Annotated in this window: 27 protein-coding genes and 1 pseudogene; 21 read left to right on the top strand and 7 right to left on the bottom strand. The window is 41.0% G+C overall.

What is annotated here, in order from left to right; all coding sequences use genetic code 11:
• Positions 1-377 precede the first annotated feature (377 nt).
• From AC973_RS08095 to pcp, 4 genes are all read left to right on the top strand, one after another.
• Complete coding sequence (locus AC973_RS08095) at positions 378-959, top strand: hypothetical protein (RefSeq protein ID WP_048729442.1); 582 nt, start codon at positions 378-380, stop codon at positions 957-959.
• A gap of 181 nt (positions 960-1,140) precedes the next feature.
• Entirely contained in the window at positions 1,141-1,821 is a 681-nt protein-coding gene (locus AC973_RS08090) for a DUF969 domain-containing protein (RefSeq protein WP_048729441.1), read from the top strand.
• 1 nt (position 1,822) lies between these two features.
• Positions 1,823-2,740, top strand: coding sequence for a DUF979 domain-containing protein (locus tag AC973_RS08085; RefSeq protein ID WP_378103113.1), 918 nt, complete (start codon positions 1,823-1,825; stop codon positions 2,738-2,740).
• 11 nt (positions 2,741-2,751) lie between these two features.
• On the top strand, positions 2,752-3,399 hold the full coding sequence (pcp, locus tag AC973_RS08080; RefSeq protein ID WP_048729438.1) for a pyroglutamyl-peptidase I: 648 nt from the start codon (positions 2,752-2,754) through the stop codon (positions 3,397-3,399).
• Positions 3,400-4,044: 645 nt separating this feature from the next.
• On the opposite strand, the gene AC973_RS08075 is transcribed toward pcp, so the two are convergent.
• Both AC973_RS08075 and AC973_RS08070 read right to left on the bottom strand, forming a co-directional pair.
• A complete protein-coding gene (locus AC973_RS08075; protein ID WP_048729436.1) occupies positions 4,045-5,238 on the bottom strand; it encodes a coenzyme F420-0:L-glutamate ligase in 1,194 nt (397 codons plus the stop codon).
• A gap of 812 nt (positions 5,239-6,050) precedes the next feature.
• The gene (locus tag AC973_RS08070) at positions 6,051-6,431 is read right to left on the bottom strand and encodes a PH domain-containing protein (RefSeq protein ID WP_003143637.1); all 381 of its coding nucleotides are present in this window, start codon (positions 6,429-6,431) and stop codon (positions 6,051-6,053) included.
• A gap of 162 nt (positions 6,432-6,593) precedes the next feature.
• Between AC973_RS08070 and AC973_RS08065 the strand changes: the two genes are divergently transcribed.
• The 5 genes from AC973_RS08065 (at position 6,594) to AC973_RS08045 (ending at position 10,417) form a co-directional block, all read left to right on the top strand.
• The gene (locus tag AC973_RS08065) at positions 6,594-6,884 is read left to right on the top strand and encodes a GNAT family N-acetyltransferase (protein ID WP_048729435.1); all 291 of its coding nucleotides are present in this window, start codon (positions 6,594-6,596) and stop codon (positions 6,882-6,884) included.
• A gap of 134 nt (positions 6,885-7,018) precedes the next feature.
• Positions 7,019-8,110: a M42 family metallopeptidase gene (locus tag AC973_RS08060; protein ID WP_048729434.1), complete on the top strand. Its 1,092-nt coding sequence runs from the start codon at positions 7,019-7,021 to the stop codon at positions 8,108-8,110.
• 204 nt (positions 8,111-8,314) lie between these two features.
• The gene (locus AC973_RS08055; RefSeq protein ID WP_048729432.1) at positions 8,315-8,749 is read left to right on the top strand and encodes a universal stress protein; all 435 of its coding nucleotides are present in this window, start codon (positions 8,315-8,317) and stop codon (positions 8,747-8,749) included.
• A gap of 39 nt (positions 8,750-8,788) precedes the next feature.
• Positions 8,789-9,223, top strand: coding sequence for a universal stress protein (locus AC973_RS08050; protein WP_048729431.1), 435 nt, complete (start codon positions 8,789-8,791; stop codon positions 9,221-9,223).
• Positions 9,224-9,433: 210 nt separating this feature from the next.
• On the top strand, positions 9,434-10,417 hold the full coding sequence (locus tag AC973_RS08045) for a lactate/malate family dehydrogenase (RefSeq protein WP_048729430.1): 984 nt from the start codon (positions 9,434-9,436) through the stop codon (positions 10,415-10,417).
• Positions 10,418-10,549: 132 nt separating this feature from the next.
• Here AC973_RS08045 and AC973_RS08040 read toward each other — a convergent pair whose 3' ends face one another.
• Entirely contained in the window at positions 10,550-11,362 is an 813-nt protein-coding gene (locus tag AC973_RS08040) for a ZIP family metal transporter (protein WP_048729429.1), read from the bottom strand.
• Positions 11,363-11,651: 289 nt separating this feature from the next.
• Here AC973_RS08040 and AC973_RS08035 point away from each other — a divergent pair, with 289 nt between their 5' ends.
• The 5 genes and pseudogenes from AC973_RS08035 to AC973_RS08015 all read left to right on the top strand — a co-directional run.
• Complete coding sequence (locus AC973_RS08035; RefSeq protein ID WP_048729428.1) at positions 11,652-12,521, top strand: VOC family protein; 870 nt, start codon at positions 11,652-11,654, stop codon at positions 12,519-12,521.
• A 209-nt stretch (positions 12,522-12,730) separates the two neighbouring features.
• Positions 12,731-13,831: an aminotransferase class V-fold PLP-dependent enzyme gene (locus tag AC973_RS08030; RefSeq protein ID WP_048729426.1), complete on the top strand. Its 1,101-nt coding sequence runs from the start codon at positions 12,731-12,733 to the stop codon at positions 13,829-13,831.
• A gap of 103 nt (positions 13,832-13,934) precedes the next feature.
• Positions 13,935-14,858: a LysR family transcriptional regulator gene (locus AC973_RS08025; RefSeq protein ID WP_048729424.1), complete on the top strand. Its 924-nt coding sequence runs from the start codon at positions 13,935-13,937 to the stop codon at positions 14,856-14,858.
• A 40-nt stretch (positions 14,859-14,898) separates the two neighbouring features.
• Positions 14,899-16,278, top strand: coding sequence for an L-cystine transporter (locus AC973_RS08020; RefSeq protein ID WP_048729421.1), 1,380 nt, complete (start codon positions 14,899-14,901; stop codon positions 16,276-16,278).
• Positions 16,279-16,454: 176 nt separating this feature from the next.
• A pseudogene (locus AC973_RS08015) lies at positions 16,455-17,267 on the top strand (6-phospho-beta-glucosidase); the annotation flags it as partial.
• 65 nt (positions 17,268-17,332) lie between these two features.
• Here AC973_RS08015 and AC973_RS08010 read toward each other — a convergent pair.
• Positions 17,333-17,899, bottom strand: coding sequence for an NADPH-dependent FMN reductase (locus AC973_RS08010; RefSeq protein ID WP_048729419.1), 567 nt, complete (start codon positions 17,897-17,899; stop codon positions 17,333-17,335).
• A 209-nt stretch (positions 17,900-18,108) separates the two neighbouring features.
• Here AC973_RS08010 and amaP point away from each other — a divergent pair, with 209 nt between their 5' ends.
• The 6 genes from amaP (at position 18,109) to AC973_RS09745 (ending at position 20,807) form a co-directional block, all read left to right on the top strand.
• Positions 18,109-18,687: an alkaline shock response membrane anchor protein AmaP gene (amaP, locus tag AC973_RS08005; protein ID WP_048729415.1), complete on the top strand. Its 579-nt coding sequence runs from the start codon at positions 18,109-18,111 to the stop codon at positions 18,685-18,687.
• A 14-nt stretch (positions 18,688-18,701) separates the two neighbouring features.
• Positions 18,702-18,923 carry a DUF2273 domain-containing protein gene (locus tag AC973_RS08000; RefSeq protein ID WP_048729413.1) on the top strand — a complete coding sequence of 74 codons (222 nt, stop codon included), beginning with the start codon at positions 18,702-18,704 and terminating at the stop codon, positions 18,921-18,923.
• Positions 18,924-19,029: 106 nt separating this feature from the next.
• Positions 19,030-19,491, top strand: coding sequence for an Asp23/Gls24 family envelope stress response protein (locus tag AC973_RS07995; RefSeq protein WP_048729412.1), 462 nt, complete (start codon positions 19,030-19,032; stop codon positions 19,489-19,491).
• A 136-nt stretch (positions 19,492-19,627) separates the two neighbouring features.
• A complete protein-coding gene (locus AC973_RS07990; protein ID WP_048729410.1) occupies positions 19,628-20,200 on the top strand; it encodes a DJ-1 family glyoxalase III in 573 nt (190 codons plus the stop codon).
• 6 nt (positions 20,201-20,206) lie between these two features.
• Positions 20,207-20,521, top strand: a complete 315-nt coding sequence (yidD, locus tag AC973_RS07985) for a membrane protein insertion efficiency factor YidD (RefSeq protein ID WP_034257877.1) — start codon at positions 20,207-20,209, stop codon at positions 20,519-20,521.
• 166 nt (positions 20,522-20,687) lie between these two features.
• Positions 20,688-20,807, top strand: a complete 120-nt coding sequence (locus tag AC973_RS09745; RefSeq protein ID WP_082148278.1) for a MerR family DNA-binding transcriptional regulator — start codon at positions 20,688-20,690, stop codon at positions 20,805-20,807.
• Positions 20,808-21,050: 243 nt separating this feature from the next.
• On the opposite strand, the gene glmM is transcribed toward AC973_RS09745, so the two are convergent.
• The 3 genes from glmM to cdaA all read right to left on the bottom strand — a co-directional run bounded on the left by glmM (position 21,051) and on the right by cdaA (position 24,729).
• Entirely contained in the window at positions 21,051-22,415 is a 1,365-nt protein-coding gene (glmM, locus tag AC973_RS07980; protein WP_048729408.1) for a phosphoglucosamine mutase, read from the bottom strand.
• Between the two features lie 141 nt (positions 22,416-22,556).
• On the bottom strand, positions 22,557-23,885 hold the full coding sequence (locus tag AC973_RS07975) for a CdaR family protein (protein WP_048729406.1): 1,329 nt from the start codon (positions 23,883-23,885) through the stop codon (positions 22,557-22,559).
• A complete protein-coding gene (gene cdaA, locus AC973_RS07970; protein WP_048729403.1) occupies positions 23,875-24,729 on the bottom strand; it encodes a diadenylate cyclase CdaA in 855 nt (284 codons plus the stop codon). Before cdaA ends, AC973_RS07975 begins: the two co-directional genes overlap by 11 nt.
• Before the next feature lie 135 nt (positions 24,730-24,864).
• Here cdaA and AC973_RS07965 point away from each other — a divergent pair, with 135 nt between their 5' ends.
• Positions 24,865-25,608, top strand: coding sequence for a pseudouridine synthase (locus tag AC973_RS07965; RefSeq protein WP_048729402.1), 744 nt, complete (start codon positions 24,865-24,867; stop codon positions 25,606-25,608).
• Positions 25,609-25,805 lie beyond the last annotated feature (197 nt).

Raw genomic sequence — 25,805 nt, 5'->3', positions numbered from 1 at the left:
TTCTTAGCGCCGAATGTAGTTGGGGGTTTCCCCCTGTGAGACTAGGACGTCGCCATGCAAAATAAAACCGTTAGCTTAGACACTTGTTTAAGCTAACGGTTTTTTGTATATTTAGAAAGAATAATGTAGGGAGAAGTATAAAATTTATGGTATTAGGGCGGCCGATTGAGAAGGCGGCCATTAAGCCATTAAACTATATGAAAAATTAGATGCGGAAAGCCATCACCCTTGGATGGATGTTTTTATGAGTAAAGAGCTCAATAAATAAGTGTTAAAAATCATACAATTACAAAAGTTACCTTCTAATGATACTAAAATAGCAATTCTAGGAATTTTTGTATGTGAATATTAAACTGATCGCTTTAGGAGGTATTTGAATGACAGATTTACCAAAAATTGGTAAGCCAGCAACTAATGCGTTGGCGACGGTTGGGATTGATCAAATTGAACAGTTATCGAGTGTAACAAAATCGAATCTGGCTTATCTGCATGGTGTGGGCCCTAAGGCAATTGAAATATTGGAAAAGAGTTTGCTTGAGTTAGGTTTATCTTTCAGTTTAGTGTCATCCGATTTACCTGATTTGCCCTTTTTCTTGATAGGAGACCTAGCATGTGATAATGCACCTAAGCGAAGAATTGCCCGCGATTTAGCGATGAATTTATATGCGAAGGGGTTAGTATACGATGGGTCACTAATGGTAGATGAGGTGGTATATAAGGCGCCTTATAACGATTTAGTATTAACTGGTAGAGACCAAGTATTATCTAGCGCAATTAGGGTGACGGATATTTCATCTATAGAAGTCTTTCAAATTTTATCCCATGGGAAGGAAGCAGCTCTGCATGGAAAAATCGTGGATAAACAGGGAACATTCACATACTTTTCTATGTTTTTTGTGTTTGCCAGTCATAAGAAGGATAGTGTCGTAAGTCAGATTGTGCATTATCAGCAAATATAGAACAAAGATAATGTGAAAGACAAAAATCGCATATGATAGTGAAGACTGGCGGATAAACAGTACTTATCCGCTTTTTTTCATATATAGGTACAAAATTAGTTTGTGAGTTTTTACAAATTATTGCAGAAAAATGATAAAATAGAAAGATATTAGGATTGATGATAAAAAAGGAGTGGAAATAATGTATTATTTACCGTTGATTGGTATTCTAATCATAATTATTGGGTTTGCAATGAAGCTAGATACCATTGCGGTTGTCGTAATCGCAGGACTAGCGACAGCTTTAGTATCGGGCATTTCGGTTACGGACTTCTTAGTGATGCTTGGAGAAGGTTTTGTGAATAATCGGTTGGTGACAATTTTCATTTTAACCCTACCCATGGTTGGATTAGCTGAAACGTTTGGTTTGAAAAATCAAGCAGTACGATTGATTAACAATGTTAAAGGGATGACAACGGGTTCATTCTTGACTTTATACTTATTCTTACGTGAATTAGCTGGATTCTTATCAATTCGTATCGTAGGACACCCACAATTTGTACGACCATTAGTACAACCTATGGCAGAAGCGGCAGCTATTTCAAAAAATGGTGAAATTGATGATGCCACAAAAGAAGAAATTAAAGCACAATCTGCTGCTATGGATAACTTTGGGAATTTTTATGCGCAAAATACCTTTGTGGCCAGTGCAGGTACCTTATTGATTGCTGGAACGTTAGATTCTCTAGGGTATGAAGTGATGGCAATCGATGTGGCGCGTGCATCAATTCCAGTTGCCATTATTGCATTTATTCTAACAGCAGTTTATAACTATGCATTTGATCAAAAAATGAACCGTAAATACAGTAAGGGAGGTAAGTAAGGTGGAAATGTTCTTTACAAACTTACTAGAATTCTTCTATATTTTAATCGGCTTGCAGTTCGCCTTTACTAGTTATAAAGTTTTACGGTCTGACCAAGATAAACGGATTGGGACGGCTTTATTCTGGTTTGACCTAGCTATCTTGTTTGCCTTAGGAAAATGGTTACCCGCAATTATTTCTGGTGCCTTAGTCTTATTATTGGCAATTATTACCTTGGTTAAACACTTTGTAACAGGTAAATTTGAGCAAGACGAGGAGCGTGCAGAAGCTGGTGCAGACCGTTTTGGAAACCTTGTGTTTGTACCTGTTATTGTTATGGCGATTACAGCATTAGCGCTTGCGCAGTTTGTGCCGGCTTCAGGTGCGGGTGCTATTGGTATCGGGGCAATTGTTGCATTAGTGCTTGCGATGGCTATTTTCCGTGCACCCTTCCAACAAGTTTTACATGAATCTAATCGAAATGTACAACAAGTTGGATCAACTGCTATTTTGCCACAATTATTGGCTGCACTAGGCGTAATCTTCGTTAATGCGGGGGTTGGCGAAATAGTAACGTCAATCTTTGGAAACTTAGTACCTGAAGGAAACCAATTTTTAGGTGCAACAATGTACGTTATCGCGATGGTTGTATTTACAATGATTATGGGGAATGCATTTGCTGCTTTTACAGTTATTACAGCGGGTATCGGTATTCCTTTTGTGATTATGCAAGGTGCTAACCCAGCGATTGCTGGTGCTTTAGCGATGACTGCTGGTTATTGCGGGACATTATTAACACCTATGGCGGGTAATTTCAATGCTTTACCAGTGGCACTATTAGAAATGAAGAGTGAGTATGGTGTCATTAAACGACAAGCACCAATTGCTATTGCTTTAATTGTTGTTCACATTGTATTAATGTATACTTGGGCATTCTAGGAGGTATAAAAATGAAAATTTTAGTAACAGGATTCGATCCATTTGGTGATGATACGATTAACCCAGCGATTGAGGCAGTGAAACGTTTGCCGGAAGAAATCAAGGGTGCGGAAATTATCAAATTAGAAATTCCAACTGTTTTTAATAAAAGTGCAGAAGTAGAAAAAAGAGCAATTGAAGAGCACCAACCTGACTATATTTTGAATATCGGTCAAGCGGGCGGACGATTTGCCTTAACACCTGAACGTGTAGCCATCAATGAAGATGACGCGCGTATTCCAGATAACGAAGGTAAACAACCAATTGACGAACCTATAAAAGAAGACGGGCAACCAGCTTACTTTAGCCAGTTGCCAATTAAGGCAATGGTTACTTACATGAAAGACGCTAGCGTGCCAGCGGAAGTGTCTAATACGGCAGGTACTTTTGTTTGCAACCATATTATGTACCATTCGCTATACTTAACCAATAAAGAGTATCCTAACATCAAAGCCGGTTTCATGCACATTCCATTCCTACCAGAACAAGTCACAAACCGTCCAAACACGCCATCTATGGCCTTGGAAGACATCGTTCGCGGAATCGAAGCAGCCATCGCAGCCATTGTGGACTTTGACGGCAAAGAAGACATGAAGATCGTCGGCGGCAAAACACATTAAAAAAAGGTGCGAGCTTTGCGCTTAGGTAGCACTGGAAGACTAGTGCTGTATCACAGAAAGTGTGATGCAAACTAGTCTGAAGTGGAGGCCAGACTGCCAAAGCAAGCCCAATTGAAGGTGCGAAGCGCACTCGACTACAAGGTGTGAGTACCTGCTCAAAATAGTAACTATTTTCAAGAAGGTCTATGATATGAAAGTCATAGGCCTTTCTTTACGGTAAAATCTTGCCTTTAGAAATTGTTAAAACTTTTATCACATATTTGTCACAAAATTTGCTGACAATTTCATCATATCTTCAAAAGTATCGCCTATTATATAAGCATACCCAATAAACAAACCAAACTTTTCTTCATAAATCTTTCTCCTCCCAAATGAAAGATGACAATTTTAACCAGCTGTCCTCCCAACGGCTGGTTATTTTTTTGCGTACGCAAAAAAGGGACACAAGCATGGTCGTGTCCCTAATAGTTAAAGTTATTATCTGATTAAGAGTGGGGACCAGACTTAGCGCCGAAACTCACACCCTGAAGTTGAGTTCGTGCGACCAGCTCAAGTCCGCTTCGCAAATAGCCTTCATGATGTGCCGTCACTTTGCCTATTTACGTTATCGTTTTTGAGCTGAACGGTGTCATTCAGATCCAGTTATTAGTCAGAATATTTGTCAAAGTAGCCTTGGATATAGATAAACGGCGTACCTTTGTCTCCTGAACCTGAAGTTAAGTCAGATAATGACCCAACTAAGTCAGTGATGTTACGCGGTGTTGTACCTAATGATGTGTTATGTCCAGCTTCATCGATTTTGTCATGGTCTTTGATGTAAGCACGCATCGCTTCTGTTAATTCTTCACCAGATAAGTCACCGAACTGGTTGTCTGCAACGTATTTGATTTTGATTTCGTCTGGTGTACCAGATAAACCTTTAGTGAAACCAGGTGATACAACAGGGTCAGCTAACTCCCAGATATGGCCAACTGGATCTTGGAAAGCACCGTCACCGTAAACCATTACTTCAACAGCTTTACCAGTTGCTTCTAATAAACGTTTTTGAACGTCTTCAACGAATGCTTGTGCCTCACGAGGGAATAGTTTCAAGCTGTCGTTACCAGAAAGGTTAGCGCCTAATAAACCGAAGTCTTCATTGTAACCAGAACCGTCGATTGATTGGTTTAAGATTTGGTCTAAACCAATGATTTCTTTAGCACCATGTTTTTCTAAAGTACGGCGTGTGTATTTACGGTCGTGGATATCAGCGATTACAACTGTATCTACGTAGTCTAAAATGGTTTGTGGGTGGTTTGCGAAAATAATTTCACACTCAGCACCAGTTTCTTCCACGCATTTTTTGTATAAAGCAACGTAGTCTTCGCCTGTAAACTCATGCGCCAAGTTTGGGAAGTGGCTACGGAATTCAGCTTCTGTTAAAACGTCAGTGTATGGGTTTAAACCAGATGCTTCTAATTCATCACGTGAAATTAAACGGTTACCCACTTCATCAGAAGGGTAGCTTAATTGAATCACGATTTTTTTCGCTGACATAGCGATACCTTTTAAGATGGCGTAGAAACGGTTACGGCTAAGGATTGGGTTAACGATACCAATCGTTTCGCTCTTTGTTTGACGTTGGATATCTTTTACAACAGCCTCTAATTCAGCAAAGTTTCCTTGTGCACGAGCTAGAATTGACTCTGTAACCGTTACGATATCGTGGTTACGAACTTCATAACCATCTTCTTTGGCCGCGTTTAAGACAGTATCTACAACGATACCAGCTAGGTCATCGTTCTCTTTAATAATTGGGGCACGTAACCCTCTTACAACAGTACCTACTGCTCTAGACATAAATAATCGTCCCTTCAAAATTCTCTTGCGCCTTTGTGGCATACTGCTTTATTATATATCAACAAAATCCCTTTGCCAATCAAGTATGAGCAAAAGCCGAACATTTTTCTCATTATTTTTAAAGTATAATTATTGGACAAGCAAAAATTGGTCATGCTATGATGAAAGTGTAAAATTGTAGCAAAAAAAATCAGCCAATTGAATTCAATCCATTTGCCAACTTTGTGAGGTATAAAATGACGAATCTATTGTATAACACTTGGAATGCACTACTGAATCAGTTACCAGCTAACGGTTCTGCGTGCCCTTGTGCCCTTGAAGCTACAGTTCTTACACCGACTACAATGAAAATATCTATTAAAAATCCTAGCGTTTGACCTTAGTGTCTGACGCTATTTTTTTATGGATTTTCACACCTTTAGGAGGAAAGATAAAATGAAAAGATGTATGATCGCTATCAAACAACACAGTGTTAACCTTGCGTTTGTTAACCGGATGATGCATTCAAAAGCTGTCCCGCCTTAAGGAGGTGATCCTTTGTATCTCGGTGCTAGCCGTTAATAGCTAAACATCAAAATATGGATCAATAAAAAATACCAAATCATCAACAAGCCTAAAAGCCAACAGTTAGGCAGCATCGTTTGTTGAATGGGATCCTCTAAAGTTAGACCAAAAATCTAGCTTTAGGGGGTTATTTTTTTGTCAAAATGGTCACCGGATGCTGAACCGGCAGTTATCAACTGCTTTACAAGTACAATACAAAAAAGAGCTGACCATTATACGGTCACCTCTCATAAAATTCGTCTAAATTCTTACAGTAATACGGCTGCTGCTAGGGCGCGCTGTACATCATATACCACGTCACCACCTCTAAATTGTAGGGCGATCGTTGGTTGGTCGTTACCAGATAAGTAAATATCTACTTCAGCATCCACATCAAAATTCCCCACAGTTTCTACTGAAAAGCGTGAAATTGACTTGTAAGGTACACTCATGAAGTCTCGTTTCTTACCGGTAATCCCTTGTTTATCCATTAAAATTAATCGATATGATGTGAATACGACTAAGTCTCGCAAGATGTTGTAAGATAATTCAATTGATTCACCGGGAATGAGTACCTTCTCCAAAGCCTCAGAAACTCGCTCCTTATCCGCTTCTGAAGCATTACCAAATAATCCTGAAAATAAGCCCATATTGCCACTCCTTTTTTGTAAAACAGTTGCCTACCATTTAAGTTCACTTCATTATACCGAGTAAATGAAAATAAGGTCAACCAAGGCTAATTTTGAGCTATTGTCCCTAGATTTTGATATAATTAAGGTAATAAAGCGTCACACAAGTTGAGGAGGGAATATATGGGATACGAAATTCAAGAAGTCACCAATGGATTTGCCATTTTTAACGAAGCAGGCGACAAACGTATTGCTGAAATCGAGTATCAACCAAAGGAAGACAATGTCATCGTCGCAACACACACATGGACGGATCCAAGTTTACGCGGACAAGGTGTCGCTGCGCAACTTGTCGACCACCTAGTTGCCGACTCAGAGGCAAAAGGCCGAAAAATTAAAGCCGTATGCCCATATGTCGTGAAGAAATTCAACGAAAACCCAGCGAAATACGACCACATTAATGCAGACAAATAAGGATTGAAGAAGAGCCATCCCTGTCTTTGCTGGCTAGCAAGGAGAGGGGGCTTTTTACTTTGAAGGGCACTCGCTTTCATTTTCCAATAAATATCGGTAAAATGGTTACATTAGAAAGTCTAAAGAGGTGCAATATGAAATATATTAAATTGTTAGAAGACGTGTCGAATGCTTACGGGGCGCCAGGATATGAAGACCAAGTGATCGAAGTAGTGAAAGCCAACAAAGGCGATTTTAGTTTACAAGCCGATGCAATGAAAAACCTATACATGAACTTTACTGACATCGACCCCAACAAACCAACGATTATGTTAGACTCCCATATGGATGAAGTCGGGTTTATGGTACAAGCCATCGACGAAAATGGACTACTGTTGATGCAAGCTTTAGGTGGTTGGACGGCAGCCTCTGCCCAGTCGCAATTATTCATGGTTAGAACCAATGATAATGAAAGCTATGTTCCAGCTGTTGCCACAAGTAAACCCATCCATTTCATGACTGCAGAAGAGAAGGCCAAACCAGTAGCCTTAACAGACTTGAAACTAGACGTAGGTGCCACTTCAAGAGAAGAAGTGATCAACGATTTCGGTATTACAGTTGGCCAACCCGTCGTACCCGCAACCAAATTTCAGGTCAACGAAAAGAATGGCATGATGATTGGTAAAGCCTTTGACAACCGTCTTGGTGTAGCTGCAACCATCGCAGTCTTCAATGAATTAGGACCTGAAGGCGTGAAAAACTTACCATTCAATCTTGTTGGCGCCTTTGCCACACAAGAAGAAGTTGGTTTAAGAGGGGCTAAAGTCACAACAAACCGCATTGATCCACAAGTGGCCATCGTTTTTGAGGGAACGCCTTCAGACGATTACGCAAAATCAGCTACACTTGGCCAAGGACGCGTGAAACAAGGACCTCAATTACGGTATCGCGATTCAACTTATATCGCTTCTGACCATTTAAACGGTCTATTTTTGAAAGCTAGTGAAGAGGCTGGCATCACAATCCAACAAGCCGTCCGTGATGGTGGTGGTACAAACGCCGGCTCAATCCATACTGCAAATAATGGGGTATCAGTGATTACACTAGGTATGCCAACTCGTTATGCACATACCCATTACTTAATCTCTGCCTACCAAGACTTCCAAGACACTGTGGACGTAACCGTAGCCTTCTTAAAAGGTTTAACAGCAGAGGACTTAGCCTTCACATCATTACAAGACTTATAAGCATAGAAACCTAAAAGACTGTGGCAAAATGTCATAGTCTTTTTGCTTGGCTTCGATTTGGATAACATACTGGCGTAAGGTTCAAGCATTCGCTATAAAAAAGGGATTAATTGTTTTTCTTGAAATATAAAGGCCTTACTTTTGTAAGCGGTTCCGTTTTTGTGTTATACTTTATATGGAAAGAAAGTAAGGGAGGTAACGAAAATGATTCTTGATAACATTCAACGTATATTGGTGCCAGTAGATGACTCGGACAACAGTAAAGCAGCCTTTCGAGATGCAGTTGAGATTGCCATGCGCTCAAATGCTACTGTAGACGTCCTATCAGTAATTGCCGATGACTATGTGTTTAGTGACTTGCGGGTATCTGAAACAGATATAAACGAGATGAAAAAACGTACCCTAGAAACCCTTGAAAAATATGAAGATTACGGTAAAACCCGTAATTTCAACAACATTCGTACCTTCACCTCTTTTGGGAACCCAAGACGTGAAGTAGCCAAAATTGCTAATGAAGGTGACTACCAATTAGTTGTAATTGGTGCAACTGGTAAAGGCGCTGTAACACGTGCCCTAGTCGGGTCTGTGGCAGAGAACACAGTACGACTATCTAAAATCCCAGTACTAGTTGTGAAATAAGATGGAAAGGAACACAAGCACCAATGAGGAGGGATCATCATGTCAGTAGCAGAATATAAAAAAATTTTAATTCCAGTAGATGGATCAGATGCTTCATACCGTGCCTTTAAAGAAGCAGTATCTATCGCCAAGCAAAATGATTCTGAGTTGATCGTGTTGAATGTGTTAGACGACTTTGTGCGTTTCGGTAATCCGGATGCCTCTATGCGACTATATGACGACATGCGGGCGGATGCCTTAAGCGTCTTAGAATCTTATAAAGCAGAAGCCAAAGAAGCTGGCCTTGAAAATGTAACCCTTGAAATTATCAAAGGCGACGCAAGATACGGTATTGTAGAGTTCGCAGATACAGCCAAAGCAGACCTTGTGGTTGTAGGTGCAACTGGTAAAGGCGCAATTGAACGTGCCATGATGGGATCCGTATCTGAATACGTAGTACGTAACGTCAAATCACATGTATTAGTCATAAAATAATGGTTTTGAACTCAATAGCTTTGCTCGAGCGATTGAGGATAAAAAACGAGCTAACTAACATGAGGGGCTGGGAATACAAATTCCTGGCTTCTTTTTTGCGTTTTGGTGGCAAGGTTATAGACTGCTTCCTATCCTCAGTCCGGTTAATGATTTTTCCTGACAACTGCGTTATAATAATTAAAAAAGAATTAGAGAGACGGAGGCAATGGGATGAAAACAAATAAATTAGTAGTTGTGGGTGTTGGTCACGTAGGTTCTTACGTATTGGCGGATGCCATGAAGGCTGGCGTTTTTGGTGAAATTGGCGTCATTGATATCGATGAAAATATCGCGCGAGGTGAAGCGGTTGATCAAGAGCAGGCCCGAGCTTTAACTTACATGAACAATATTAAAGTGACCCACGGTGGTTACGAGCAAACAGATGATGCGGATGTTATCGTAATTGCGGCCGGGAATTCTATGAAACCTGATCCCAATAACCCAACTGCCGAACCGGACCGGGCAACCCTAGCGAAAATCACTTCAAAAACCATTCGTGACGTAATGGAGAACATCGTTGAGCACACCAAAGAGGCCATTATCATTGTGATTACCAACCCGCTAGACACCATTTTATATATCGCGGAAAATGAGTTTGACTATCCTGAAGGGAAGATTATTGGAACAGGAACTATGCTTGATTCAGCTCGCTTGCGTAATGTTTTCGCCAACGCTTACGACGTTGACCCTAAATCAGTCGTCGGCTATATGATGGGGGAACACGGGGCTACCGCCTTCCCAGTCTTGAGTAAATTGAATATTCAAGGAGTAGCTTACGAAGAACTAGACCAATACTTTGACCGCGACCCACAAGTTGACCTATCAAGTCCTGAAGATATCAAGAAGAATGTGGTTTCTACAGCTTATGATGTCTTTAATGGCAAGGGTTGGACCAATGCGGGTGTTGCTCAAGCAGCGGTTACGATGGCTAAGGCCGTTGTTCTTGATGAACGTAGTGTCTACCCAGCCTGCACCACCTTACGGGGCGAATACGGCTATAACGGTAACGTTGCCCTATCAATGCCCTGTATTATTGGGGTTAATGGCGTGGAAAAACGACTACCCGTTAGTTTGAATGCTTGGGAAGAGGCAAAATTGCATGAGTCGGCAGCTTACATTCAAAAAGCCATGCAAGACGCGGATGTAAAATTCTAACAGACAATCATTTTTTCAAAATACCTGTCTTAAATATAAAAAAAATAACCCATCTACCTGGTGTACGCTGTTTGCGTCTGGTTGATGGGTTTTATCGCGGTAGTCTTTTTTACAAAGCGTTTTGCAAAGGATTTAACCTAAAGCAACGTCTAGGGTCATCATGACACCAAAGCCAATAAGTAGGGCGACGGTGGCGATATCTGAGTTACCATGCGATTGTGATTCTGGAATCAGTTGTTCCACACAAACGAAGACCATGGCACCTGCTGCAAAGGCTAGTGCATAAGGTAAGATAACAGTCACTTGAGAAACCAGTATAGCGCCTAAAGCGGCACCGACGATTTCTACTAGGGCAGATGCTTGACCCAACCGGAAGGCACGCCATTTGCTGGCACCTTCTGCGCGGATTGGCATAGATAAGGCTGCCCCTTCAGGGAAGTTTTGTAGCCCAATCCCCATGGTTAATCCCAAAGCAGAAGCCAGACTTGCAGCATTAAATTCGTTGGCCCCGTATGCTACCCCAACAGATAGACCTTCGGGGATGTTGTGGATGGTTACGGCTAAGAATAACAAGGTTGTTGCTGGCAACTTGGTCTTAGGTCCTTCAGCATCCACTTTATTTTGTCCCATATGTAAATGGGGGGTGATGTAATCGATCAAACGTAGGAAAAGTCCCCCTACTATAAAACCAATTAAGGCTGGTACAAAGGCAAACCGGCCCCAACCACCTGCCTCTGCATATTCAATTGATGGGGCAAGAAGTGACCAGAAACTTGCGGCAATCATAACCCCAGCAGCAAATCCATTCATAATATCCAACACACGACGATTAATTTCATTAAAGAAAAATACCAATGCTGAACCTAAGGTCGTCATCAACCAAGTAAAGACGCCGGCCAGCGTAGCTTGTAAAATCGGGTTGGCATTTGCAAACCATTCAAACATTCACATTCACTCCATTTCTCCTAATATTCCACTTTTATTATAAATCATTTGGTATAGCATTTCATTGGAATTAGCAAAGTTTTGGATTTTTTATTCGGGACACCAAAAAATATGAGAAGAAAGAAGCAAGCGTGTTTACCACTGAGAAAAAATAAGGTATACTGTATATGAGCTTACTTTTAGTAAGTGTTTTTTTAAAAAAAGTAAGTTGTTAAATCAAAATTTAATGATAATAGTTGAAGCAAACGAAACTCGTATATATAAACAAAATAAAAGGTGGAAATATAAAATGGAAAAACAATTTTTTAATGATGTTACAATCTCAACAGTTACTTACCGCGTAAGAAACTTAAACAAAATGAAACGCTACTACAACGAAGTAATCGGTTTAGAAATCTTAAAAGATGAAGAAACTGAAGGTATCGTTGAATTAGGTTTCAAAGGGCAAGATGCACCGCAATTAATCTTAGACGGTAAAGCAGACTACAAATTAATCACTGGTCCGAAAAACGGTCTATTCCACACAGCTTGGTTGTTACCATCTCGTGCAGCTTTAGGTGACGTTTTATACCGTATGTTATTAAACCAAACACAATTATCAGGTGCTTCAGACCACTCTTACTCAGAAGCCTTATACTTACAAGATCCAGAAGACAACGGTATTGAAATCTACGCTGACCGTACTGCTGACCAATGGACACATGATCCAAACGGTGGGGTAACTGGTGTAACTGAACCAATGGATGCTGAAGGCGTATTAGCTAGCCGTTCATCTGACGAGCCGCAAGCATTCTTCGCTGAAGGGACAATCATCGGTCACTTACACTTATCATCAGCTAAAGTAGAAGACTTCTTCGGTTTCTTAACAGATGAAATGGTCTTAGAAGAGCAAATGGGCTTCACGAATAATGTCCACTTCACTTCATACTCTGACTACCACCACCACATCGCCGTAAACGCTTGGGGTGCAGAAGCCATGGTACCATACGCTGAAGACCAAACTGGTTTAGCAGCGTACACATTAACTTACCATAACCAAGAATTATACAATAACATCGTAGCGAAATTAAAAGCTAACGGTCGTGTAGTTGCTGAAGAAGCAAATCATGTAACAGCCAAAGACGCGAATGGCGTTATCGTATACGTAGATTTTAAATAATCCAATATTCTTATTGGCGGAAAGGCTATCAGCTTAATGGTTGATGGTCCTTTTTGCTGTGGGAAAATGTCGCCCAATCAACAACTTGATTGTGTTCGTTTTTAGCGAACAACACCGTTCTAATATCCATAAATTTTAATCATTTAAACCATGTTATGATTGGTAAAAGCGATAACAGAATTTAATTGAATTTTAATAGAAGGACGGTAATGACGATGACAGAACGACATATTGAAACTTTGCTTGCACAAATTGGTAACCGTAGTGACAAGGCTTATGGTGCGATTAACACGCCACTATACTTCTCAACAGCCTATAAACACCCAGGCCTAGGTGAATCCACTGGTTACGACTATACGCGTACGGCCAACCCAACTCGTGACGTCTTGCAAGAAGCAATTGCAGTTTTGGAGAATGGGGAACAAGGGTTTGCTACGTCATCAGGTATGGCAGCTATTCAATTAGTTATTGAAGGCTTATTATCACATGGTGATACAGTCGTTACCCTACAAGATTTATATGGTGGCTCATACCGTTACTTCCATCACATGGAGGAAAAGGGCTTCTACAACTTCTCTTACTGTTTAACAGAAGATGAAGTGTACGCTGAAATTGAAAAAGGACCGAAATTAGTCTTCATCGAAACACCAACTAATCCAATGATGGTGGAATTTGATATTGCGGAAATTTCTAAACGTGCCCATGCAGTTGGCGCTGTAGTTGTTGTAGACAATACTTTCTACACACCACTCATCCAACGCCCACTTGAAGAAGGGGCGGATGTTGTCATCCATTCAGCAACGAAATATATTGGTGGTCACAATGATGTCTTAGGTGGTTTAGTAGCCAGCAAGGGTCAAGATATCAATGAAAAATTAGCCTTCCAATTGAATACAACAGGGGCAACTTTAGATCCTTTTGCCTGTTGGTTGATCATGCGTGGACTAAAAACCTTGGCAGTTCGCTTGCAACAACATGAAAAGAACGCCAAATCCTTAGTAGAAGCTTTAGAAAACCACCCAGCAATTGAGAAAGTGTATTACTCAGGACGCGGGGGTATGGTATCGTTCGCAGTGAAAGACGCTGGAATTATTCGCGATGCCTTGAACAGCTTGAAGATTTTTACTTTTGCAGAGAGTTTAGGTGGGGTAGAAAGTTTAATTACTTACCCAGAAACACAAACGCATGCGGATATCCCAACTGAATTACGGGCACAATACGGCCTAACTGACAAGGTTTTACGGATATCAACAGGGATTGAAAATAGTGATGATTTAGTGGCAGATATTAACCAAGCTTTTAACGTTTAAAAAAGTGATCATCTGTGAGCAGTAATAGTGAAAAACGAATTTGATTAGTGTAATATAGGAAATTGTGAGTGTAAGAGTTCACAAGGGAAGGATGGAGAGAGCCATGAACTTTCAAAAACTAAAATATGCTGTTGTCGTCGCTGATAGCGGATCATTCCGTGAGGCAGCTAGACGGCTGTTCATGGCGCAATCTTCTTTATCAACGGCCATTCGTGAGTTGGAAGAAATGTATGACTTACAAATCTTCGAGCGCACAAAACGCGGTATCTTCATTACTGAAGAAGGTAGCGAATTCTTATCGTACGCCCGTGACGTCTTGTCGCAGGTATCCGTTATGGAGAATCGTTACTTAGATGCCGACCGAAAAAAATTGTTTTCTGTATCTAGTCAGCATTATGACTTTGTGTCAGAAGCTTTTGCGGTATTAGTTGCAAATGATGAAGATCGCGCCCACCATTATCGTTTATTAGAAACCTCAACAACTGATGTAATGGAAAATGTCAAAAATGCCTATTCTGAAATCGGGATTTTATACATGAATGCTTACAACCAAAAGGTCATTAAGCAGTACCTAAACCATAACGAGTTGAGCTATACAGAAATCGGGGCCTTTCAACCCCATGTTTTCGTCGGTAAACAACATCCCTTAGCAGATAGAGAAAGCCTAACCCAAGCAGATTTGCTGGCCTATCCATCTGTTACATTCGAACAGACACAAGGTTCCTCAGCTCAATTAACTGAGGAAGCATTGGACTTGGGAGAGGACTCTACACAATCAACCATTTACGTCAGCGACCGGGCGACTTCGATTAATGTCTTAGTGAAAACCGACGCTATCCTAGTGGGTACAGGTATATTGACTTCACCATTCCGTGACATGATGACCACCGTCCCTGTTACAGATGTTGAAGACAACCATATTATTTACATTCAAAACAAATACCGTAAACTATCTAGCGAAGCCGAACGATTCATTGGCATTTTGAACGACCAGTTGAATGATGTAATTGGATCTGCTGATTCTTAATCAGCACCACATTTATATCAATATTCAGGAGGAAGACAAGATGGCAGTTATCATTACATTAGCTATTTTTGTACTTGTATTGTTATTCCTAAACCGTTTAGCAGGGAAACACGTGAAATATTCAAACCGTGTCTTTATCGGATTAGGTATTGGGATTGTTTTTGGTATTATTATTCAATTACTATTTGGTTCCGACTCAAGTACAACCACAACAATTTTAGATTGGGTCAACATCATCGGGAATGGATACGTATCCTTCTTGCAAATGCTTGTTGTACCATTAATCTTCGTTTCACTAGTCCGCGCCTTTACCCGAGTAGAAGGTGAGAAGAACCTTGGCAAAATAGGTTTCAACGTCCTAGCTGTATTAATTATCACAGTAGCCGTTGCATCCGTTATTGGCTTATCCATTGCCTTACTATTCAACTTAGACGGTGCAGAATTTACGCAAGGGGCAGCCGAAACAGCGCGAATCGCTTATATCCAAGAGCGCCAAGCTGAAATCGCTGATACAACCCTACCGCAACAAATCCTGTCATTTATCCCAACAAATATCTTTGAAGACTTAGCGGGCTTACGTCAATCAAGTAACATCGCAGTAGTGATCTTTTCAGCATTCGTTGGTGTCGCTTATCTAGGTATCGCAAGAAAACACCCAGAAGAAGCTTCATACTTTAAGAAAATGATCGATATGTTAGACGCCATCGTTTCACGTATCGTGACATTAGTCTTGAGAATGGCGCCTTATGGTATCTTTGCCTTAATGGTTAAAGCCATGGCATCATCAAGCTTCCAAGCCCTATTGAATATGGCCACATTCGTTATCGCAGCTTACGTAGCCATTATTATCATGTTCGCAATTCATGCCTTGATCTTAGCTGGTTTCAAAGTCAACCCAATCAACTACTTCAAGAAAGCATCTTCTGTATTAGGCTTTGCCTTTACATCACGTTCAAGTGGCGGGGCATTACCAATGAACATCCAAACACAAACAGAAGCTTTAGGTGTAGAAGATGCAACAGCTAACTTCGCCGGTACCTTTGGTTTATCCATCGGTCAAAACGGTTGTGCTGGTATCTACCCAACCATGTTAGTAGCTATCGTAGCCCCAACAGTGGGTATGGACCTATCTGACCCAATGGTTTGGTTAACCATTATTGGTACTGTCGTTATTTCATCATTCGGTGTAGCCGGTGTTGGTGGTGGTGCAACCTTCGCATCACTAATCGTATTTGGTACCCTAGGCTTACCAGTAGAAATCATTGGTTTAATGGTTTCAATTGAACCAATTATTGATATGGGCCGTACAGCCTTAAACGTTAACGATTCAATCCTAGCAGGTGTTGTCACTTCTAAACGTTTAGGCACCCTAAACGAAGACGTATTCAACAACCCAGACGCACAAATTGAAGTTGGTTAATAGAAACAAAGAAAGTCGTCCTTGAAAAAGGGCGACTTTTTTTGTTAGCGATAAATATATTTGTCAACGGGTATTAGAGCTGGCTTTATCGACCAAAATTTAGAGCAATTGTTTGATTATTACTCACTACTTTTTAAAAAGAACACCCAATCAGCATCGTTAGAAAACAACTGTGCTTCCCGATTGCTGGTATTAACCACTTCCACTGGCATAAAGTTTGGGACCGTCAAGGCAAGGAATTAACAGCTAAAGTCATTGATTTACTATACAAAAAATCAGATGATGGCCCGGAATCAGCCTTGAAGAATATCCATGATGCCAACTATCATATTGAACAAATTCAAGATTTGGCCATGTTACCATGTGGTTACCACCGTTACTACTACTCTGAAGATGAGATGTTACAACATTCTATTGAAGAGTTTAAAGCAGGGGCAACACGTGCACAAGTCGTGAAGAAGACTGAGCAACAATTGTTTGAATTGTATAAAGATCCAGCTTTAGACTACAAGCCTGAAGAATTAACGCAACGTGGTGGGACTTACTATTCTGACGCCGCTTGTGAGGTAATTGCTTCTATCTACAACGACAAACAGACTGTTATGGTGGTTTCTACCCAAAATAACGGGACAATCCAAGACCTACCGTACGATGCCATTGTGGAAGTATCTGCCCAAATCACTAGCCACGGTGCTGTACCATTCAACTGGGGTGAATTTATGCCAGCTGCTCGTGGGATGATCCAATTGATGAAGGGGATGGAAGAAACGGTTATCCGTGCCGCCGTTGAAGGAAATTACGGGGCAGCTTTACATGCCTTCACGATTAACCCCTTAGTACCAGGTGGTCAGATGGCTAAACGCGTCTTGGACGAATTATTATATGCTCACAAAGCGCATTTACCACAATTTGCTGACAAGATTGCTGAAATTGAAGCCAACCAACCAGATGTTGTGGCTTACGTAGACGAATTAATGCAATCGAATTAAGAGAATGTTTTTTGAAAAATGATAAGCACTTTGTCAAAATTTTTCCAATATGATAATGCTGGCTATTAAAAACCGTAAGCAGCATCTTTTTTGGCTTGAATTTCTGCTTGTACGTCTGCCATGGTGAAGACATCATCGACCAATCGTTCAATACGGAAAATGATGTCATCACTGATGATTTCGTTCCGACTGAAGTCTCGGTCTTCAATAAAGACGTACTTGTTGACGACAGTGGCCTTCATATAATTTAAGATCGGCATCAATTGGGTTTCAACCATTAAATAATGACGCGGAGAACCAGCAGTGTTGATGACGCCAACCACCTTGTCCCGGAAGGCATTCACGGGTAGCAGGTCGAACAAGTTTTTCACGGTAGCTGGGTATGAAGCTTGGAAAGTCGGCATGGTCAAGACTAAGACATCTGCAGCCATGATTGTTTTAAGGACTTGACCAGTGTCTCCAGGATATTCAAAATAATTGCGGCCATCTGAAAAGACCATGTCCTTTTCAGCCAGGTCAATTAATTCCATGTCCGCATCTGGGCGGTAGCTTTTTGCTTGTCTAATGTATTCATCTGCAGCAACACGTGATTTGGTGCCGACATTTGATCCGCTGATAACGACTGTCTTCATGGTGGGTAAACTCCTTTTTAATTATCATAATGGTTAATGAGGATTTGAGAAATTACTTATTTTTATATAGTGTAACACGTTTCGATAGGCTTGGAAAACGATTTGTTTCGTTTTCGAAATAGTATGCGGATTGTTTGAATTATCATAACTTTTATTGTAACCTTATAGATAATCATTTATAATATATAAACAAATTAGGAGGGGATCCGATGGGTGGTTTTAGAAGGTTTCTACAAATTATATTAACCTTAGTGGGCTTGGTTGCATTATTAGCTGCAATTGCCTTGTTTTACCCAATTCAATACCTAACACCTTTCGTTAAAGAGACTGTCTTAGGCAATACCTATGGTCAATGGGCCATGTTAGCTGGTTTAGCCTTTGTAGCCTTGGTTGTGTTAGTTGTTTTCCTACAGGCGGTTGTGGCACCAGCGAAACGTGACCACTTAGAAGTTAAAACGGATGCCGGTGTATTAAGTTTTACCAAGCATTCTGTCGAAGATACAGCAGTCCGCGCTAGCCAGCGTGTGTCAGGGGTAAAATTCCCTGAAGCAAAAGTGCGATTTGGTAAACGTCCTGAAGACACGAAAGTAAGAGTTGTTTTCCAAGTGGATGACGCAACCAATGTAATTGGCTTGGCTAGTCGGGTACAGGAACGCGTACGTGATACTGTGGCCGTTTCATTGGGGATTCCAGTTGCGGATGTTAATGTGAAGGTCAACCAAATTGACCGTAGTGTTGTTGTAGCTGAAAAACAAGCCAAACAGAAAGCTGCACCACGTGTGCAATAAGGAGGAGGGATAATATGTCAGAACGGAATAAACGAGAAGAACGTGCGATTTGGCGCCAATACAAATGGCGGATAATCGGCTTATTATCAGCCTTTATCTTTGCACTATTGTGGGTAGTCTTTACTTTCGGGACAGCCTTACTGGTATTTGTTATCGCAGCTGTCGGCTTTATCGTCGGTGCTTACTTTGATGGTGAGGTCGACTTGCGTGCCTGGTTGCGGTTCTTTATGAAATAGTCGAAGGGTTATCGGTTGATAATCAGAAATATTCACGCTATTATTAACTTATAGGTTATTTAAAGTTGGTTATATGACCAACAAAAATATTAGGAGGAATTAAATTATGGCTGAAACAAATGAACAAGTAAGACACGAAAATAATTTAGCTTTTGAGCCTCGCGTGTTAGAACGTATTGCGAATAACTCAGTTCAAGATGTTGACGGCATTTTAGAGTTGAAAGGTAACTTCACATCTGGCGTGAAAAGCTTCTTCTCTTCTGAAGATGATAAAACAAAAGGTGTAAACGCTGAAGTTGGTAGTAAAGAAGTAGCCATCGACTTAGAAGTAATTGCTGAATACGGCAAAGATATTCCTGCGGCCTTTAACCAAACAATCGAAAAAGTGAAAGCAAACGTTGAAAAAATGACTGGTTTAAGAGTTGTTGAAGTGAATATGAATGTTAACGACGTGATGACACGTGCAGATTACCAACAACAACAATCTGAAGACGAACGTCAACGCGCTGAAGAACGCCGTCGTGCCCACCAAAATGGTGAATTTACAGATGGTTCAAGAGTACAATAATAACTAGCATACATGGATAGCTAGTATCTATTATCATGTGTAGGAGGGGTCGGCTAAGTGCCGATCCTTTTCTTATCCCCAAAATTTAGGTAAGATAGAGACAAGAAAAGCGGCATTTTAAATTGGAGGGTTAAAGATGAAAACAATGATTTTACTAGGTGAAGGTTACGAAGAAGTAGAAGCAATCACAGTGATTGATTACCTACGTCGAGCACAGATCCCAATAGATATCGTATCTATCAACGAAACGCTATCGACAATTGGTGACCATGGCATTGAGATTATGGCAGATAAACTGTTAGATGATATTGATACTGACAGCTATGACATGGTGATTACGCCTGGTGGGCGCCCAGGTGCAGAAAAATTGGCCAAGGATAAAAGAGTAACTGACTTGATTGCTCAACAAGTAGCAAACGATAAATATGTTTCTAGTATTTGTGCGTCACCGATTGCCCTTGAAGCAGCAGGCGTCACTAAAGACTTGGAAGGGACATGCTACCCAGGTTTCGAAGACCAAGTGCATTACAAGACCTTCCACGAAGATATCACCTACTACGATGAAAACCATAAAGTATTGACCTCACGTGGACCAGCCACAGCAGTTTATTTTGCTTTGGACATTATTCGAATTCTAAAAGGCGATGCTAAAGCACAAGAGGTTGCTGATGGTTTATTATTACCAATAGTTGAAGAGAAAAAGGGGTAACGTATTATGGCTGACAAGCCTCTGGTAAAAATGGTGCGGGGTTACCAAAAGTATATTTCCCCAATGTTTCCACCGACTTGCCGCTACTATCCATCGTGCTCAACTTATATGATTCAAGCAGTCAATAAACATGGCACGCTTAAGGGGGCAGCTATGGGTACAGCGCGTATTATTCGTTGTAACCCAATGGTGCCAGGGGGGCTAGATCCAGTACCAGACCATTTCACTTTACGTCGCAACCGTGAGGAAATGTCTGACGAAGACCGGGCATATTTGATTGCACAAATGGAGAAACATGACCACCATCATGAAGTAGAATAGTAGCAAAAGACGTGGCGAAAGATATTTTGCCACGTCTTTTTTTGAAATTAAAATAGGAAGGTAGCGGGAAATGATACTTAGCTTAAAAAGATTCGCCCTTTTTCAAAAAAGGGGTTTACCTTTGCCTTAGGGCAGGCTTTATTATATATATTGAGAGGTGAGCTGGATGTATACGATAGGAGAATTGGCTGAGTTGGCTGGTGCGACAAGGAAAACCTTGCGCCACTGTGAAAAGATTGGTTTATTAGAACCACAAGCTTTATCTGAGGCAGATTACCGGGTCTAATAATGTTTATATGCATATATATTTTGTAAAAAGTACAAAAAAATAGCGTATGGTAATCGCCATACGCTATTTCATATGATTAAGGATGCTCACATTCCGATAAACGATTTGTGTCACACCTTGATAATCGGGTTCGCTCGACCAGCTCAAGCCTGCTTCAGACTAATTTGCAGCTGATTACATCAGCTACTGCATTATTCTTCCAGCATTATTTAGCTTAGCGGTCTCACTCACACCTTGTTTTTATTCTACGCCGAATTCTTTGCTTACTTGATCTGCGATTCGTTTTGCATAGTTGTATGCTTCTTCGTCTGTTTGGGCTTCTACCATAACACGTAATAGGTTTTCTGTTCCTGAAGGGCGTACTAAGATACGGCCATTGCCGGCCATTTCTGTGTTCACTTCATCAATAACTTGTTGTACCGTTGCAGAATTCATTGCTTCTGTTTTACCTTCACGTGTTACACGCACATTGATTAATTCTTGAGGGTAAGTTTTCATTTCACCAGCTAATTCAGATAATTTTTTACCTGAAGTTTTTAATACATGTAGTAATTGTACTGCTGATAAAAGGCCGTCACCTGTGTTGTTGTGGTCCATGAAGATGATATGACCTGATTGTTCTCCACCAAGGTTATATCCGTGTTCACGCATTTCTTCAACCACATAACGGTCACCAACTTTAGTTTGTGGTGCTTTCATGCCTGCTTCTTCAACTGCTTTGTGGAAACCTAAGTTAGACATTACAGTTGACACGATTGTGTTGTCGTTTAATTTACCACGTTCGTTTAAGTATTTACCACAGATGAACATCATTTGGTCACCGTCTACTAGGTTACCTTCTTCGTCAACTGCTAAACAGCGGTCGCCGTCACCATCGAAGGCCACACCGACATCAGCACCTGTTTCTTTTACAAGGGCTTGTAATTTCTCTGTATGTGTTGAACCAACACCTTCGTTGATGTTGATACCATCTGGAGAAGTCGCCATTGTTGTAAAGTCAGTACCTAAGTCAGCGAATAAACGATTAACTAATGGTGAAGTGGCACCGTTAGCGCCGTCAACTGCTACTTTTATACCTGATAAATCACCAGAAATTGTTGATGCTAGGAATTCTAAGTATTTACCAACTGCACCTGGGTTAGCGATCACCGTTCCTAATCCTTCAGCTGATGGACGTGGTAAAGTATCTTCTTCTTGGTCTAATAATGCTTCGATTTCTTCCTCTTGAGCGTCAGACAATTTGAAGCCGTCAGAACCAAAGAATTTAATCCCATTGTCTGGTGCAGGGTTGTGGCTTGCTGAAATCATGACACCAGCAGTTGCACCGGTAGTACGAGTTAAATAAGATACAGCTGGAGTTGTAATAACGCCTAATTGTTGCACTTCAATTCCTACTGATAATAAACCAGCAGTTAAGGCTTGCTCTAATAATTGACCTGAGATACGTGTATCGCGGGCAACTAGAACACGCGGATGTTCCATTCCTTCTGGTGCATGTTGCATTAACACGTGACCACCAAAACGACCCAATTTAAATGCTAATTCTGGTGTTAATTCTTCATTCGCTAAACCGCGAACCCCATCAGTACCAAAATATTTTCTCATAATTTACTCCTTTGTTTTCGAAAGTGAATATCGATTTTGTCGTCGATTTCGTTATAGTATAACATTTACTGATTCATAATTAAAAATTATAGATATGTTTCTTGCCTTGAAAAAAGGCAGTCTAGATTACACTGGTTAATACTAGGAAAAACTAGCTAAAAAAGCAAGTATTCCGTTAAAGACATTTGCGCTAGAAGAGCTAGAGACGCTTTCTGAGCTTGTTGAATTGATTTGGTCGGCTTGGACATTGCCGTTGCCATTTTGTAAGTTGTTACTGACGCCAGTCGTTACGCCAACTTCGCTTGTGCTTGAACTGGTGCTGTCGCTGATGTCGCTATCACTTGTCGTATCTTCTTCAATAGTGGATTCATTACCGCTAGTGCCGCTTTCGCTACTCGTAGCACTTTCTTCGCTAGACTCGCTCGATGCGGTGTCTGAGCTGGCGCTGTCCTCATCGCTTTCTGATGAGGCACTAGATGACGCGCTAGATGATGACGAAGACGAAGACTCGGTAGCGGTTGGCACCACTTGGACCCGAACGTTTGAAGGATCTGAACTCGTTACACCATCAGGTAGTACAATGGGCGCGTCTACAGTAGTTGTTGTTGTAATTCCTGATACATCAACGGTTGCAGACACACTTTCAGTGTTATTGATGGTATCGTAGTCACCAGATAAAGTCGCGTTTTGGCTGTCTAAAATCGTTGCTTCATAGGTGTAGCCTTCGCGTTCGTTGGTGATATTGGCCACAATAGGGACCGACACACCTTCAGGCGAAACTTGAACGGTCACGTCAACCTCACTTGGGTCGGTGTTGATATTCAAAATATCCCCCTCCGCATTTTCTGTAATGACAGTGGCGGTTGTGGTGTAGTCTTCAGATAAGTTATCTGGAATATTGACGACTGTATAAACTTTGCTCACGCTTTCAATGTCAGATGTCGAACCAGTTAAGGTGACAGAATCTTGGCTTAAAGACACATCTGTAATTTCGTAACCCTCCGCAACTGCAGATTCATTAGACATTTCCACTTGGACTGGATATTCAGTTGTTTGTAGCGAATCAATTGAAATATTGACGCTTGAAGGTGAAATCTCATAAGACACGGCTTCTGAAACATTTTCCAATTGTAATTGGATGTAATGAGAACCTTCACCTAGATCGGTTAAGTCTTCTGTGATGACGCGGAAGTCATCGGCTTCAAGTGTTTGTTCGATTAAGTTTTTTGGTCCAGATAAACTGACAGAAACGCTATCTGGTAGACCAGTGACGTAATACGCATCCACGTTTCCATTTATATAAACAGGCACGTTATAAATCGTTTCCGTTGTCGCTTCGCTGACATTTTGGAAGAAACTCACTGGGTTTTCCGAATACTGCTCAGCCTTCACGTATACAAACATTAAGATAGATAAGAAGAGCGATAAAATTAACAGGGCAATTCGATTGTTATAAAACTTATTGATCATCTGACTTGCCACCTCCTGTTAATTGGTTAAACCAGTTAGTTAAGAAGTTATCATTCGCTTCCTCATCAGTAGTGTTGATGAAATTGTCCGCTAGAATGGTATACAACTCATCTTGACTAAGGTCGCGGGTAATCTCGCCACGTTCAGTAATTGAAACACCACCTGTTTCTTCTGAGACGACGATAGTGATGGCATCTGTTACTTCACTTAAGCCGACAGCAGCCCGGTGTCTAGTCCCTAATTCTTTAGGAATCTCCGAGTTTTCTGAAAGTGGCAGGTAAGAAGCGGCAGAAGCAATTTCTAAATCTTGAATAATCACGGCACCATCATGTAGGGGCGTATTTGGGATGAAAATGTTAATCAATAATTGAGATGATATGGCTGAATTTAATCTAATTCCAGTAGCTACATATTCATTTAAGGGTTGCGAACGTTGTAGGGAAATCAAAGCACCAATCCGTCGTTTACCCATGTACTCGCAAGCTTCAACTAAATCGCGCACCATTTTTTCGTTTGGATTGCGGGCCCCAGCTTCACGTTTACCAGCAAAGAATTGTTGTCCCAAATGATCTAATCCTCGTCTGATTTCAGGTTGGAATATGACAATCGCACCAACGACAGACCATTGGATAATATTGTTCATGATCCAATCTACCGTCTTCAACTGGAAGAGGGTGGAAATAATTTTAATCAGCAAGAAGATGAAAACCCCGTTCAAAATATTGAAGGCTTTCGTATTCTTTAGGATTTTCAAGAGCTGGTAGATAAACAACCAAACAATCAAAATATCAATTAGATTGAAAACATTTGTCCAGGAAATAATACCAGACCAATCTATTTGCATGCGTCTATCCTCCATTCTAAGTTTTTCACTATAAAGTATACCATATCAGCCTTTTATCGATAGAAACTTAAGACACATTTCCCAAAAATGTTTATAATGGTAGAAACAAGTAAACTGGAGTGAAGGAGGGATGGCATGTTACTTGGACAATTGATTATGGATGCTGGGCAAGTGACCCGAAAGGCCTGCAAACGCCTATTGAAAGATGGCCATGTCACCGTTGACGGCCAAGTTGTCACACAATTCGCCACCGTTGTTGATCCCAGCTGGCAAGAAATTACCGTCGACCAAGTAGTAATTGATCGCCATTTTGGCCATACCTATTACTTGGTCCATAAACCCAAAGGCTACCTGTCAGCCAATAAAGACCAGACCCACCCAACGGTCATTGACCTGATTCAACCAGCAGATAATCCCGGCGATTTAGCAATTACCGGCCGTCTGGACCGCGATGCCCATGGACTCGTCTTCGTCACTAATAATGGCCAGCTCCATTACATCTTCCAACAACCCAAATTTGATATTCCAAAGACCTACCGCGTCAACGTGAATGGCCTTATTGATGAAAAAATGGTCGCACAATTTCAAGCGGGTGTCATTTTTCAGGATGGCACGATCTGTAAAGCAGCAAGGCTTGAAATCATTTCGGCAAGCCCACACTCCTCAACTGGTTTAGTCACGATTTCAGAGGGGCGCCGCCACCAAGTGAAGAAAATGTTTCTTGCTTGCGGGGTAAAAGTCACAGACTTATACCGACAAAAAATTGGCGATTTAAGGATTGACGACCTAGCTGAGGGGGACTATCGTCAACTAAATGAAGCAGAAATACAGTCACTCAAAAGCATCTTTCCTCTATATAATAAACGTAAAGAAAGTTGAGGGAAAAGGGCGGTAAAATAAGTCCAAAAAATTTTTCAAAAAACTTTTGGCCAAACTGTTGAAATCTATAATTTCTGATGCTATACTAATCAAGTACGATATTTTTGAGCAAATAAATCTCAGGAATAGCATTATATGGAGGGATAGCGAAGTGGCCAAACGCAGCGGACTGTAAATCCGTTCCTTCGGGTTCGAAG

The sequence above is a fragment of the Carnobacterium sp. 1290_CSPC genome (assembly GCF_001053265.1).
Lineage (GTDB): Bacteria > Bacillota > Bacilli > Lactobacillales > Aerococcaceae > Aerococcus > Aerococcus urinaeequi.
The sequence above is the reverse complement of the archived record's forward strand: the minus strand, read 5'-3'. Positions and strand labels throughout refer to the sequence as shown.

Coding starts and splice junctions, on each gene's coding strand:
- AC973_RS08095 (WP_048729442.1), top strand. CDS start 378: ATGACAGATTTACCAAAAATTGGTAAGCCAGCAACTAATGCGTTGGCG.
- AC973_RS08090 (WP_048729441.1), top strand. CDS start 1,141: ATGTATTATTTACCGTTGATTGGTATTCTAATCATAATTATTGGGTTT.
- pcp (WP_048729438.1), top strand. CDS start 2,752: ATGAAAATTTTAGTAACAGGATTCGATCCATTTGGTGATGATACGATT.
- AC973_RS08075 (WP_048729436.1), bottom strand. CDS start 5,238: ATGTCTAGAGCAGTAGGTACTGTTGTAAGAGGGTTACGTGCCCCAATT.
- AC973_RS08070 (WP_003143637.1), bottom strand. CDS start 6,431: ATGGGCTTATTTTCAGGATTATTTGGTAATGCTTCAGAAGCGGATAAG.
- AC973_RS08065 (WP_048729435.1), top strand. CDS start 6,594: ATGGGATACGAAATTCAAGAAGTCACCAATGGATTTGCCATTTTTAAC.
- AC973_RS08060 (WP_048729434.1), top strand. CDS start 7,019: ATGAAATATATTAAATTGTTAGAAGACGTGTCGAATGCTTACGGGGCG.
- AC973_RS08055 (WP_048729432.1), top strand. CDS start 8,315: ATGATTCTTGATAACATTCAACGTATATTGGTGCCAGTAGATGACTCG.
- AC973_RS08050 (WP_048729431.1), top strand. CDS start 8,789: ATGTCAGTAGCAGAATATAAAAAAATTTTAATTCCAGTAGATGGATCA.
- AC973_RS08045 (WP_048729430.1), top strand. CDS start 9,434: ATGAAAACAAATAAATTAGTAGTTGTGGGTGTTGGTCACGTAGGTTCT.
- AC973_RS08040 (WP_048729429.1), bottom strand. CDS start 11,362: ATGTTTGAATGGTTTGCAAATGCCAACCCGATTTTACAAGCTACGCTG.
- AC973_RS08035 (WP_048729428.1), top strand. CDS start 11,652: ATGGAAAAACAATTTTTTAATGATGTTACAATCTCAACAGTTACTTAC.
- AC973_RS08030 (WP_048729426.1), top strand. CDS start 12,731: ATGACGATGACAGAACGACATATTGAAACTTTGCTTGCACAAATTGGT.
- AC973_RS08025 (WP_048729424.1), top strand. CDS start 13,935: ATGAACTTTCAAAAACTAAAATATGCTGTTGTCGTCGCTGATAGCGGA.
- AC973_RS08020 (WP_048729421.1), top strand. CDS start 14,899: ATGGCAGTTATCATTACATTAGCTATTTTTGTACTTGTATTGTTATTC.
- AC973_RS08010 (WP_048729419.1), bottom strand. CDS start 17,899: ATGAAGACAGTCGTTATCAGCGGATCAAATGTCGGCACCAAATCACGT.
- amaP (WP_048729415.1), top strand. CDS start 18,109: ATGGGTGGTTTTAGAAGGTTTCTACAAATTATATTAACCTTAGTGGGC.
- AC973_RS08000 (WP_048729413.1), top strand. CDS start 18,702: ATGTCAGAACGGAATAAACGAGAAGAACGTGCGATTTGGCGCCAATAC.
- AC973_RS07995 (WP_048729412.1), top strand. CDS start 19,030: ATGGCTGAAACAAATGAACAAGTAAGACACGAAAATAATTTAGCTTTT.
- AC973_RS07990 (WP_048729410.1), top strand. CDS start 19,628: ATGAAAACAATGATTTTACTAGGTGAAGGTTACGAAGAAGTAGAAGCA.
- yidD (WP_034257877.1), top strand. CDS start 20,207: ATGGCTGACAAGCCTCTGGTAAAAATGGTGCGGGGTTACCAAAAGTAT.
- AC973_RS09745 (WP_082148278.1), top strand. CDS start 20,688: ATGTATACGATAGGAGAATTGGCTGAGTTGGCTGGTGCGACAAGGAAA.
- glmM (WP_048729408.1), bottom strand. CDS start 22,415: ATGAGAAAATATTTTGGTACTGATGGGGTTCGCGGTTTAGCGAATGAA.
- AC973_RS07975 (WP_048729406.1), bottom strand. CDS start 23,885: ATGATCAATAAGTTTTATAACAATCGAATTGCCCTGTTAATTTTATCG.
- cdaA (WP_048729403.1), bottom strand. CDS start 24,729: ATGCAAATAGATTGGTCTGGTATTATTTCCTGGACAAATGTTTTCAAT.
- AC973_RS07965 (WP_048729402.1), top strand. CDS start 24,865: ATGTTACTTGGACAATTGATTATGGATGCTGGGCAAGTGACCCGAAAG.